The following is an 11,630-nucleotide window of genomic DNA, read 5'->3' as shown; positions in this document are numbered from 1 at the left end:
GACGATAAGAGCGATCACGCCATAGGTACCGATTCGACTGTCGTGCATGATCTCGAGAACGCGCGCGCGCTCCCGTCCTCCGCCGAAACCGTCGGCCATATCGGCCAGCCCGTCCTCGTGTAGGCATCCCGTTGCCAGGGCCGTCGCCGCGACGGCGAGCGTGGCCGCCGCAAAGGGCGGCAGGCCAACCGCCAAGCCCACATACAGGATCGCGCCGCCGATCAGACCGACGACGGCGCCGGCAGGAGCAAGCGTCCACGCAGCATCGGCCAGCCGCGTGCCGTCGAGCACCGTGACAGGCAGCCGCGTGCAAAAGGCTAGGCCCGCCTTGAGGTCCGTGCTAATGCCGCCCATGCAACTGAAGTCCTTCTCTCTCGCCACACGTCTTTTTGTGACACTACGCTGAAATGTCCCGATTTTCTTCCTTCAAACAGTTGCGTGCAGCCTGTCTCGACCTGCCCGGTCCGGACCAATCCGCCGCTGATGCGGCCGCCGCGCGCGAGGCCCAGCTAACGAAGCCGCCGGGCTCGCTCGGCCGGCTGGAGGAACTCACGGCCTGGCTCGCGGCCTGGCAGGGGCGCACGCCGCCCACGCTCGGCACATGCGAGATCTTGGTATTCGCAGGGAATCACGGCGTGGCCGCGCAAGGCGTCTCCGCATACCCGCCCGAGGTGACCACCCAAATGGTGGCGAATTTCACGGCAGGCGGCGCGGCAATCAACCAGCTCGCGCGGACGAACGGCGCGCGCCTTCGTGTGACGCCGCTCGATCTCGACCGGCCCACGGCAGATTTCACCGAGGCGCCAGCCATGCAAGAGGCCGAATTTCTGGACGCGGTCGGTATCGGGTACGACCAGGTCACCGGCGAATCCGACCTGGTCGTGCTGGGCGAAATGGGCATCGGCAATACGACGGCGGCGGCGGCGATCTCCGGGGCGCTGTTCGGGGGCGGGGCACGCTTTGCCAGCACCGGTACGGGCGTTGGCAGGGATGGGTTCGGTCGCAAGCGTGCCGTGATCCAACAGGCGCTGCTCTACCACTCCGACGTTCTCGGCGATCCTTTGCGGGCTGCTGCCGCTGTAGGGGGACGCGAACTGGCCGCGATGATGGGCGCATGCCTCGCGGCCCGTCACAAGCGGACGCCCGTACTGATCGACGGCATGGTGTCCTCCTCTGCCGTAGCCCCGCTCAAGGCGCTGCGGGACGATGGGTTGGACCATGCCCGCGTTGGCCACAAATCCGCCGATGCCGGTCATGAGTTTCTGTTGCAGGAGCTCGGCATGAGGCCGCTGCTGGATCTCGGCATGCGGCTTGGCGAAGGAAGCGGCGCGGCCGTGGCACTTCTCGTGCTGCGGGCGGCACTCGCCTGCCACACCGGCATGGCGACCTTCGAGGAGGCGCAGGTCTCCGGGAAATTTTCGTCTTAATGCGGCCCGCCTAGGCTCCCGCAATCGCATGAAAGAACGTGCCGGTGACCTGGCTGCGGCGGGCCCCGGTAGGCCCGAGCGCATTCCCCTCGCCATCGGCTAGTTCGGCGAGCGGCGAATCGTCCCCATCCTCGATCACGCGCGCATAGTGAAATTCATGACCGCGCACGCGCTCTCCAGCGTCCCCCAGCACGCAAGGCTCCAAGAGCTGCGCCTCCCGATAGCCGAGATGCAGCCCCCGGTCCGCGAAGCTTGTGGTGTGGCTCAAGAGCCCGGTCATGGCGTGGCGGGTGCCGTCCCCATCCACGAGGCCCTGGCCCAGCACCATGTATCCGCCGCACTCGCCATGGACGGGCCGTGTTTGTGCGAACTCTGCCAGCTTTGTCTTGAAGCCGGTCGCGGCGGCTAGCTGCCCCGCATGGAGTTCGGGATAGCCGCCCGGCAACCAGCACGCATCGCAATCTGCGTCCGGTCCCTCGTCCGCCAGTGGCGAGAACGGGACGAGCGTCGCGCCTTGCTCCCGCCAGCCTTGGACGAGGTGCGGATAGAGAAAGGTGAAGGCCGCGTCCTGCGCCATCGCAACGCGCATCCCCGGCGGGGGCAGACGGCCCGAGACATGCTCGCCCTGTAGAAGCGGCCGTCGCGCCAGGGCGAGAATCGCGTCGAGATCGAGATGCGCTTCGGCGAGCCCCGCAAGCGCCTCAAATTTGGCCTCCAATTCGTCATGCTCATCCGCCTGGACGAGGCCGAGATGACGCTCGGGCAGGGTGACGGTCTTGTCGCGCGGCAACATACCAAGAATTGGAATACGCAAGCCTTCGACGGCCCGCGACACCAGCCGGGCATGCCGCTCGCTCGCGACTCGATTGAGGATCACGCCCGCGATTTGCACGGCCGGATCATGGGCTGCAAAGCCACGCAGGAGCGCGGCGGCGGACTGCGCTTGCGAGGTGACGTCGATCACCAAAATCACGGGAAGCCCGAACCGCGCGGCAAGATCGGCGGTAGTGCCCGATCGGCCTGGAGAGCCCGCAATCCCATCGAAGAGCCCCATGACGCCCTCAACGACGACGATGTCGGCGGTGGCGGAAGCCTCCGACATCAAAGCGTCGAGCAAGCCCGGCGGCATGGCCCAGCTGTCAAGGTTGATGCTGCCATGGCCGGTCGCCCGCGCATGAAAGACAGGGTCGATATAGTCCGGCCCCGCCTTGACTGGGTGAACTTGACGTCCCCGGCGTCTCAGCGCGGCAAGCAGCGCCAGTGTCACGGTAGTTTTTCCTGCGCCGGATTTGTGTGCGGCGACGATGATCCCGGGAGCACTCAACGTGTGGACCTCCCGTGACGCCGCGCCAATTGCGTTCTATAGCGGGTGTCATGAATGAAGAGGACCGTCCACTCCGGAAGGGATGGACCACCGGAACCTGCGCCACGGCGGCCACCAAAGCAGCCTTCACGGCGCTGCTCACTGGCGCGTTCCCCGACCCCGTGGAGGTTACGCTGCCCGGCGGTCAGCGTCCGGCCTTTGCGCTCGCTACCACGGCCGCCGATGCCGAGCAGGCCACGGCGGGCGTGGTGAAGGATGCGGGCGACGACCCCGACGTCACGCACGGGGCGCTGATTCTGGCGACGGTCCGGCGCGGGCGCCCAGGGGCGGGCGTCATGTTCCGCGCGGGCGCGGGCGTCGGCACGGTTACTCGGGCCGGTCTGCCTCTGCCGCCCGGGGAACCCGCGATCAATCCCGTGCCGCGTCGGATGATGGCGGAAGCACTGGTCGAAGTCGCCCGCGCCCACGGGGTGCCCTGCGATGTGGAGGTCGAGATCGGCGTCGCTAAGGGCAAGGCGCTGGCAGCGAAAACATTGAACGGGCGTCTGGGAATCGTCGGCGGTCTGTCGATACTCGGTACGACGGGCATCGTCGTTCCCTATTCCTGTGCGGCCTGGATCCATTCCATTCACCGGGGCGTCGACGTGGCCCGCGCGGCGGGGCTCGACCATATCGCCGCCTCCACCGGCTCGGCGTCCGAGCAGCTTGTGCAGGAGCTGTACGGATTGCCGGAAACCGCGCTGATCGACATGGGCGATTTCGTCGGCGGTACGCTCAAATACGTCAAGACGCATCCGGTGCCGCAGGTGACCATTGCGGGCGGCGTCGCCAAGATGACCAAGCTCGCGCAAGGTCTGTTGGATCTTCACTCGAAGCGCGGGGCCGTCGACCTTGAGACGCTGGCGGCGTTCTCGCAGGCAGCTGGGGGCTCGGACGATCTGCCCGCACGTATCCAAGGGGCCAACACGGCCGCTGAAGCGTTCGGGCTTGCGGCGGACGAGGGTGTTCCCCTTGGCGACGAAGTGGCGCGCGCTGCTCAACAGACCGCGCTCAAGGTGGTCGCGGGCAAGCCGGTCGCGGTTGAGGTAGTCGTGTTCGACCGACAGGGTCAGCTTGTCGGCCGCGCGCCGTTCGCTCATGCGGGGCCTCCGCGATAGCGGCGGCGATAGTCGGCGTCATAGAGAGCGCTCTCTCTGAAGTCACTGCTCGCGAGTGCGGGGCCCACCAGGATCATCGCTGTCCGTTCGATCGGGTTCGCGTCCAGCTGCGCACACAGCGTGCCGAGTGTGCCGCTTAAGATGCGCTCTTGAGGCCGGCTTGCATGCGCGACGATGGCGGCAGGACAGTCCGCGCCATAAAAGGGCAGCAAAGTCTCGACGATTTTGGGAAGCGCATGGATCGCAAGATGAATGGCGAGTGTGGCCCCTGTCACGGCGAAGGCTTCGAGGCTCTCGCCGACTGGAATCTTCGAGGCGCGTCCCGACACGCGTGTCAGGACCACGCTCTGCGCGATCTCAGGTACGGTTAGTTCGCGGCCCAGCGTGGCGGCAGCCGCGGCGAAAGCCGGTACGCCCGGCGTCAGCGTATAGGGGATGCCGCGCGCGTCGAGCCGACGCATCTGTTCGGCCACGGCGCTGTAGACGGATAGATCGCCGGAATGAAGCCGCGCCACGTCCTGCCCTTGTTCGTGCGCTGCCACGTACTCCGCTTCGATTTCATCGAGGGCCATGGGCGCGGTATTCACGATTCGGGCGGCCGCCGGGCAATAGGCGAGCAGGTCTTCGGAGAGAATAGATCCAGCGTAAAGACACACCGGACAGCGCGCGATCAGATCTCGGCCACGGACGGTGATCAGGTCCGCAGCGCCCGGTCCTGCGCCTATGAAGTGGACGGTCATGTCTCGCGAACTGCGCCTGCGAGCGCGCAGGACACGGGGCCAAGAATGGTGCGGGGGGCGAGTAGCGCCGAATCGGGACCCGCGGCGGCGAGCGCGGCGGCCTCAGCCACCGACGGTACGCCGAACATCTCTTTTACCCTGGGCGAAAACGACTTGCTCCGGGGACCAGCGGCCTCAAGCGCTGCAGGCTTCACAAGGGTCAGTTCGAGACCGCGCGCCGCCGCCGCATCAATGAGGCCCTGCTCGCTACCCTTGCCGTCGGACGTCGCAAGCGCAGTCAGCGCATCCCGGGTCTGCCCTGTCTCCTCCAGGGCTGCCTCGATCGCTGCCTCGATTTCCGCGGCGGTGGCGCCCTTTCGGCAGCCGATCCCAGCAACAATCATACCTTCTCCCAGCTCCATTGCGTCACGGGCATCGCAGGACGCCAGCCGGTCTTGCCGCCGACAGCATCCGCCCGCGAGATGGATATGCGGGCGAGCGTGCCGCCGAGCGCGGCATGCCGCGCAATCAGTTCCGATTCGGTCTCGAGCGTCACTGAGTTGGCCACCAGGCGTCCGCCTGGCTTGAGCGCTGCGACACAGGCTTCAAACACGCCGTCCCCGCTGCCCCCGCCGCCGACAAAAATTGCGTCCGGTGGCAGCAAATCGGCGAGCGCTTGCGGCACGCAGCCCTCCATCACATCGAGATGTGGCACACCGAAGGCAGCAGCATTGCGGACAGCACGCGCGGCGCGGGCCGCATCCGCCTCGATCGCGATCGCGCGCAGCGAAGCATGGGCCAGCAGCCACTCGATCCCGACTGAGCCGGAACCGGCACCCACGTCCCAGAGGAGCTCGCCGTACTGGGGCCGGAGCGAAGAGAGGGTGATGGCGCGAATCTCGCGCTTGGTAATCTGTCCGTCATGGTCGAACAAATCATCGTCGAGCCCCGGGGCATAAGCGAGGATGCGTGCGTGCGGTGCGGCTGCAACCTCTACGGCGACAGTGTTCAGGGCCGCGATGTCCGTCACGTTGAAGCTTCGCGCATCGGCCGTATGTTTGCGCTCGCGGTCACCCCCCAAAGCCTCCAGAACGGTTAGGTGCGACCGGCCGAAGCCTGTGTCCGACAGCAGTGATGCCAGAGCGGCAGGGCCATCGGCGTCCGAGGTCAACGCGAGAATCCGCGCTCCGGGATGCAGGTGCGGCCGGATCCTGTCCAGCGCCCGCCCATGCAGCGACAAGCATGTCGTCTCTGGAAGTGGCCAGCCCAGGCGCGCTGCCGCAAGGCTGAACGCGGAGGGCGCGGGAATGACCCAAGTCTCCTCGGGCGGAACATGGTCTATGAGCGTGGTGCCGACTCCATAAAAGAAGGGATCGCCCGATGCCAGCACGCAGACGCTCCGGCCACGCAAAGCCATGACCTCGCCGGGCGCCAGTGAGAACGGCGACGGCCACGGTTTGGCTACGCCCCGGATCAAGGGCGCTGCGAACGCCAGATGACGCGCGCCCCCGAAGACGATCTCGGCATTCTCGATGAGGTCTCGGGCCCCGCGCCCAAGCCCGTCAACGCCGTCCTCGCCAATCCCCACGATGGACAGCCACCGCTGCGTTGGGGCAGGCTCCGCCGCAAACGGATTAGGAGCGCTCATGAAGATCCTCATTCTCGGAGGCACAATGGAAGCCCGGCAGCTCGCGGGGAAACTCGACACGCGCGATGGCATGAAGGTCACGTTGTCGCTCGCGGGCCGTACCACGAACCCCCGCGCTCAAGGTGTGCCGACCCGCATCGGCGGCTTTGGCGGGGCAGAAGGACTTGCAAGCTTCGTGCGTTCCGAAGAGATCGGTCTGTTGATCGATGCGACCCATCCTTATGCCGACAAGATTTCGGCAAATGCGTTCCGTGCAGCGGGTGAAACCAAGGTCCCGTTTCTGGCCCTGCGCCGTGCGCCCTGGGAAAAACACGCCGGAGACGACTGGACGGAGGCCGGGAGTGTCACCGACGCGGCACAAGCGCTTGGCGCCAAGCCTGCGCGCGTCTTCCTCACACTCGGCCGCAAAGACATCGCGCCTTTCGCCGGGTCGCCGCAACACACCTATCTCATCCGCAGTGTGGATCCCATCGATCCGCCGCTCGCCGTCCCCGATGCGATCTATGTGACCGCGCGCGGGCCCTTCGGCGAGGCGGAGGATCGCGCGCTTCTGGAGCAGCATCGCATTGACATCATCGTCTCCAAGAACAGCGGCGGCGAGGCCAGCTATGGCAAAATTGCTGCAGCGCGGTCGCTCGCGCTTCCTGTCGTCATGGTACGGCGGCCGGCTCTGCCGGATACGCCGTCCGCCGAGACGATCGAAGACGCTCTGGCGTGGTGTGATCATGCGCTCACCGGCGCGGTCATACGCGGGGAGTAGACCAGCGGTGTTTGGCCGTTGCGCGTGACGACCCGGGTCTCGGGAGAGCCGACAATGACGAGCGTCGCCATATCCGCCGGCGTTTCGGCCGCCTTGTCCAAGGTTGTGACGGTGATGGCTTCGTCGTCGCGCCCGACGGCGCGCCCGAAGATCACGGGAGTGGTTGGCGAAAGATGGTGCCCCAGACGCGCGAACGCCTGGCCGAGCTGCCAGGGCCGCGCCGTGGAGATAGGATTATAGAAGGCGATTACGAAACCGCCGGAGGCCGCCGCATCGAGCCGCCGTTCGATCAGCTCCCAGGGCTTGAGATTGTCCGACAGCGAGATCGCGCAGAAATCGTGGCCGAGCGGCGCACCCGCTTTCGCCGCGACGGCGAGCATGGCGGTGATTCCCGGCACGATGCGTAGGTCGAGCGCGCGCCAGGCCTCGGGGCCGTCCTCGATTTCCCCGCACACGGCTGCCGCCATGGCGAACACGCCAGGATCGCCGCCTGAGACCATGGCCACATGAGCGCCGGACGCCGCGTGGGCCAACGCGACCTGCGCCCTTGTGCCCTCTACACGATTGCCGGACGGATTACGGGCTTGGCCATCGCGCAACGGGACGCGGTCGAGATAGGGCCCGTAACCGTAGAGGGCTTGGGCGCTGGCAAGCGCCTTGCGCGCCTCGGGCGTGAGAAAGCGGTCATCGCCGGGACCAAGACCAACGACGGTCAAACACCCGCTCATCGCCGTTCCTCCCAGCCCGGTACGAGCACGATGGCAAAATAGGGGGCCGTCATATCGAGCTTGTCGGTGAGCTTCATCACCGCCGAATTCGTCATCGTTCCCCGCTCCACATAGATCGCCCGGTCGAGGCACCCGGCCCGCTCGCAAGCGCGGCGGATCTTCGGCAGATGTCGGCCAATTTTCATCACGACGGCGGCGTCGCAATCGCTCAGGCGCCGCTCCAGGTCTGCCTCGGGCAAGGTCCCCGGCAGCACTGTGAAGACGTCGTCGCCTTGGGTGATCGGCGCAGCCGCCGACGACCAGCAACCCGACATGCCGGTTACGCCCGGAATGACCTCGGTCCGATAGCGGCGACCGAGGCGTACATGGATATGCATGTAGGAGCCGTAGAATAGCGGATCGCCCTCGGACAGAACAGCGACATCCCGTCCGTCGTCGAGATAGGAGGAGACCGCCGCCGCCGACACGTCATAGAAGTCGGCGATGGCATCGCGATAGGCAGCCTGCTCCTTGGGGATTTCCGTGGTGATGGGATAGAGTAGCGGCAATTCCTCGGCGCCAGTCAAATGACCCTCGACGATGCGACGCGCATTGCTGACATTACCGGCCTTTGCGAAATAGGCGACGACGTCCGCGGATTTCAGCGCATTCAGCGCCTTGACCGTGAGCAGCTCGGGGTCGCCGGGTCCGACGCCGACGCCGATCAATCGGCCGGTCATGCGGCTCATAGTCTCATCCTCATATGCCTTTCTTGGCGAGTGCGTTCAGCGCCGCTGCCGTCATGGCGCTGCCGCCCATGCGTCCCCGCACGATAAGCCACGGGACGCCACAAGACCGTTCGGCAAGCGCATCCTTGGATTCGGCCGCGCCGATAAAGCCAACTGGCACGCCGAGAATGGCGGCGGGTTTCGGTGCGCCTGCGCTCATCATCTCAAGGAGATGAAACAAGGCCGTAGGCGCGTTGCCGATCGCAACCACCGCGCCTTCGAGCCGGTCGGGCCATAGCTCGAGTGCCGCCGCCGAGCGGGTCGTACCGAGCTCTTCGGCAAGCTTGAACGTGCGCTCGTCCCTCAAAGTGCAGACCACGTCGTTGTTTGCCGGCAGACGCGCGCGTGTGACTCCGTGCGCCACCATTTGCGCATCACAAAAGATCGGCGCGCCGTTCTGTAGCGCGCGCCGCGCTGCCGGAACGAAGTCGTCGGCGAAGGCGATGAACTCCGCCGCGTCGACGCGTCCGCAGGCATGAATCATGCGCACGGCGATGTCCGCTTGCTCTGGCGTGAAGCGCGAAAGATCAGATTCGGCGCGAATAATCGCAAAGGACCTTTCGTAGATCGCCGCGCCATCGCGAATATAGTCGTGCTTAAGCATTCTCGTTCTCCGCGACAATCCTGCATACCGTTTCGGCCACCGCATCATCTGTATACAGAGTGCCATCCGACAGATGAAGAACGGGGTCACCCTCGATGATGCGGGTTCCTTGCGCCGTACCCAAAATTGTCAGCGGCGCCGGCCGAGGATGCGCGCAACCTTTGCTACATCCCGATACATGGAGCGCGAAGCTGCCTTGCGGAAGACGCTCGGCGATTTGCGCCGCCAGCTCGCGCGATGGGATGAACCCCGAGGCACAAGCCGGCGCGCCGGCGCAAGCCGCTATACGCCGCCTTGAATCGCGTGCATCCACAATGAAGCCGAGCGTATCGGCGGCCGTTCCGAGCGCGAACGCGGTCATTTCATCGATGGGCCCGAGCAGAAGCGTGCGTTGCGGCGCGAGCGCCGCCCAGTCCGCGCCATTCGCCCCGGCTATGCGGGCGAGTGCAATGAGGCCGAGGGCGTGAGCCTGACCGAACGGAAGCGCCACCCCGATGGCACAAGTTCCATCGAGCAGGCGATGCAGTCCTATGGTCTCGGTGGTTCGCAGGGCGGGGGGTTTGGGCGCGGTCGCGATCCGGTTTCCGGCCGCGCGCAAGAACCGGTCTAGCCCCTCGCGCGCCACCACATCGCGGGCCCGCACGTGGGCACCGCTTTCGGCAAGCGCCGTCAGCAGGTCGACGATCAGGCTTACCGCGTGCTCTATACGCGTCACGCCCAGCGGGGTTGCGGTTTCGTGGTCGCCGCCTATGCTCACCAAGAGCTGCTGCACGGCGTCTCCGTCCAGGATACGCACACGGACATCCGCGGCCAGTTCGTCTAGCGAGATGGGGCCGCCATCATCGATCGCGACCGAGACTTTTGGCGCAAGGTCCAGCCCGCGCGCGGCGATTGCCTGACGCATCTCGGCGGCAAGGTCGCGCGGCTGAAACCCTGCTCTGGGGTGCGCGGGCAGCGGCGACACCAACAACGGTACATTGTCGTCGAAGGGAATTTCGAGGCCCGCGACAGTGTTTGCGAAAAGCGGTGCCGAGATCTCCGTCAGTCCGCGAATCTGTAAGCTGCCCCGCGCCGTGATCTCCATGAGCCCGTTGCCATGGGTGCGGGCGGCCGCGCACAGTGCGGCGAAGTCATCGATGGCCATCGATCCGGACGGCACGATGCGCGCGAGCAGCCCATCGCCGGTCTCCATAGGAGCCGATAGGGTAGGACAGGCGCCGCGCGCGAGGGTTACACCGGTGTTGATATCTCGAATTGGCCGCGTACTCATTGCGCTGCCTCCGCGACGCCAAGAAGGTCATCCGTCCCAAGATCGTTGCGTTTGGGATGCCACAGGCCTCTCCGGCGCGCATCCTCCAGGCGCTCGGCAATCGCGCGCGCTGCCTGCGGATTCTCCCGCACCAGAAAGTCCCGCACAGTCGCATCCGCAAGATAGGCGCCATGGATCGCATCGAACAATGCGCCCGAGACCGCATCGGTTACTTCCGCGAAGTCCGCGAGCCGGTCGACCGTTTCGGCTAGTTCCGCCGCACCGCGCGCCCCATGGCGCATCATACCTTCGATGAAGGCCGGGCTGATCGCACGGGCCCGGACAATGCGGGCGAGAGCTTGCGGGAGAAGCCGCGCCTTCGGGGCCTCGGGGTTAGTAGTATCGAGCACGACGAGGTCGGGCTTTGCGCCGAGCGAGCGTGCAGCCGCGGCGAACCCGCCGATATGGGCCACGTCCTCGGCGCCCTCGAGAATGTCGCGGGTGGGATCGTCGCTCAGGTGAACGAGAAGATCAGCGCGAGCCACGCGGTCGGCAAAGGCGCCGCGCCGCGCGGTGCCCGTTCCGTCTGCACCGCCATAGACATGCGAGGTGGCTGCGAGATAGGCTGCTCCCAAAGTTTCATCGGATACCTCGCTGGAGGTTTCGTCGGACACCCGCGCGCCAAGCAGATCTTCGATCCCTGCACCATAGGCACCCGGGGCATTGCCGAAGATGCGCTCTGGAATGGCATTCTGCGTTTCGTTGATTACAGCCGCGAGCGGGTTGTCGTGCGCGTCCTCATCGCGCGCTGCCACAAGCTTCACGGCCGCATCCAGAAGGGCAATTTGGGACGGGAAGAGATCCCGGAACAGCCCCGAGATCCGAAACGTCACATCGACGCGCGGCCGACCCATGACGGCGGGCGGCATCACTTCGACGCCCGTGACGCGCCCGGTGGCCGGATCCCAAACGGGGCGGCACCCCATCAGGGCAAACCCTTGCGCGATCTCCTCGCCGCCGGTTCGAAGGGTCGTGCTGCCCCACAGATCGATGACAAGCGACCGAGGCATGTCCCCATGCTCTTGCATATAGCCGCGCACGACCTCATCGGCCGCACCTGCGCCCAATTCCATGGCCGTCCGCGTTGGCAACACGCGCGGGTCGGCCGTGTAGAGATTGCGCCCGGTGGGCAGCACATCGCGGCGCCCTCGTGACGGCGCACCGGCCGGACCGGCGTGCACGCGCTT

13 protein-coding genes are annotated in these 11,630 nt (G+C 66.1%); 3 read left to right on the top strand and 10 right to left on the bottom strand.

What is annotated here, in order from left to right; all coding sequences use genetic code 11:
• Positions 1-354 (bottom strand): adenosylcobinamide-GDP ribazoletransferase (locus WBQ77_RS01805; RefSeq protein WP_424058662.1); only part of this gene is annotated, 354 nt, incomplete at its 3' end.
• A 53-nt stretch (positions 355-407) separates the two neighbouring features.
• Here WBQ77_RS01805 and cobT point away from each other — a divergent pair.
• A complete protein-coding gene (gene cobT / locus WBQ77_RS01800) occupies positions 408-1,427 on the top strand; it encodes a nicotinate-nucleotide--dimethylbenzimidazole phosphoribosyltransferase (protein WP_424058661.1) in 1,020 nt (339 codons plus the stop codon).
• Positions 1,428-1,437: 10 nt separating this feature from the next.
• Here cobT and WBQ77_RS01795 read toward each other — a convergent pair whose 3' ends face one another.
• Entirely contained in the window at positions 1,438-2,751 is a 1,314-nt protein-coding gene (locus WBQ77_RS01795) for a cobyrinate a,c-diamide synthase (protein WP_424043906.1), read from the bottom strand.
• Positions 2,752-2,801: 50 nt separating this feature from the next.
• On the opposite strand from WBQ77_RS01795, the gene WBQ77_RS01790 reads away from it, so the two are divergent.
• Positions 2,802-3,908, top strand: a complete 1,107-nt coding sequence (locus WBQ77_RS01790) for a cobalt-precorrin-5B (C(1))-methyltransferase (protein ID WP_424043924.1) — start codon at positions 2,802-2,804, stop codon at positions 3,906-3,908.
• Here the strand turns inward: WBQ77_RS01790 and cobM are convergent.
• Genes cobM through cbiE form a run of 3 tightly spaced genes read right to left on the bottom strand, consistent with a single transcriptional unit; the run spans position 3,887 to position 6,275 of the window.
• On the bottom strand, positions 3,887-4,648 hold the full coding sequence (gene cobM / locus WBQ77_RS01785; protein WP_424058660.1) for a precorrin-4 C(11)-methyltransferase: 762 nt from the start codon (positions 4,646-4,648) through the stop codon (positions 3,887-3,889). The two genes, WBQ77_RS01790 and cobM, sit on opposite strands and share 22 nt — an antisense overlap.
• Entirely contained in the window at positions 4,645-5,031 is a 387-nt protein-coding gene (locus tag WBQ77_RS01780) for a cobalamin biosynthesis protein (RefSeq protein ID WP_424043910.1), read from the bottom strand. The genes cobM and WBQ77_RS01780 overlap by 4 nt, the downstream gene beginning before the upstream one ends.
• Positions 5,028-6,275, bottom strand: a complete 1,248-nt coding sequence (gene cbiE / locus WBQ77_RS01775) for a precorrin-6y C5,15-methyltransferase (decarboxylating) subunit CbiE (RefSeq protein WP_424043911.1) — start codon at positions 6,273-6,275, stop codon at positions 5,028-5,030. Before cbiE ends, WBQ77_RS01780 begins: the two co-directional genes overlap by 4 nt.
• On the opposite strand from cbiE, the gene WBQ77_RS01770 reads away from it, so the two are divergent.
• Entirely contained in the window at positions 6,274-7,035 is a 762-nt protein-coding gene (locus tag WBQ77_RS01770) for a cobalt-precorrin-6A reductase (RefSeq protein ID WP_424058658.1), read from the top strand. The two genes, cbiE and WBQ77_RS01770, sit on opposite strands and share 2 nt — an antisense overlap.
• Here the strand turns inward: WBQ77_RS01770 and WBQ77_RS01765 are convergent.
• The 5 genes from WBQ77_RS01765 to WBQ77_RS01745 all read right to left on the bottom strand — a co-directional run.
• The gene (locus WBQ77_RS01765; protein ID WP_424043914.1) at positions 6,999-7,763 is read right to left on the bottom strand and encodes a precorrin-3B C(17)-methyltransferase; all 765 of its coding nucleotides are present in this window, start codon (positions 7,761-7,763) and stop codon (positions 6,999-7,001) included. The genes WBQ77_RS01770 and WBQ77_RS01765 overlap by 37 nt on opposite strands.
• Positions 7,760-8,482 carry a precorrin-2 C(20)-methyltransferase gene (locus WBQ77_RS01760; RefSeq protein ID WP_424043926.1) on the bottom strand — a complete coding sequence of 241 codons (723 nt, stop codon included), beginning with the start codon at positions 8,480-8,482 and terminating at the stop codon, positions 7,760-7,762. Before WBQ77_RS01760 ends, WBQ77_RS01765 begins: the two co-directional genes overlap by 4 nt.
• 19 nt (positions 8,483-8,501) lie before the next feature.
• A complete protein-coding gene (locus WBQ77_RS01755; RefSeq protein WP_424043915.1) occupies positions 8,502-9,134 on the bottom strand; it encodes a precorrin-8X methylmutase in 633 nt (210 codons plus the stop codon).
• Positions 9,127-10,404: a precorrin-3B synthase gene (gene cobG, locus WBQ77_RS01750; protein WP_424058656.1), complete on the bottom strand. Its 1,278-nt coding sequence runs from the start codon at positions 10,402-10,404 to the stop codon at positions 9,127-9,129. The genes WBQ77_RS01755 and cobG overlap by 8 nt, the downstream gene beginning before the upstream one ends.
• Positions 10,401-11,630, bottom strand: a 1,230-nt coding sequence (locus WBQ77_RS01745; RefSeq protein WP_424058654.1) for a cobaltochelatase subunit CobN, incomplete at its 5' end; no start/stop codon positions are given. The genes WBQ77_RS01745 and cobG, both read right to left, overlap by 4 nt.

The sequence above is a fragment of the Methyloceanibacter sp. genome, from assembly GCF_049590335.1.
Lineage (GTDB): Bacteria > Pseudomonadota > Alphaproteobacteria > Rhizobiales > Methyloligellaceae > Methyloceanibacter.
This window is presented reverse-complemented; position numbering and strand designations above follow the sequence as displayed.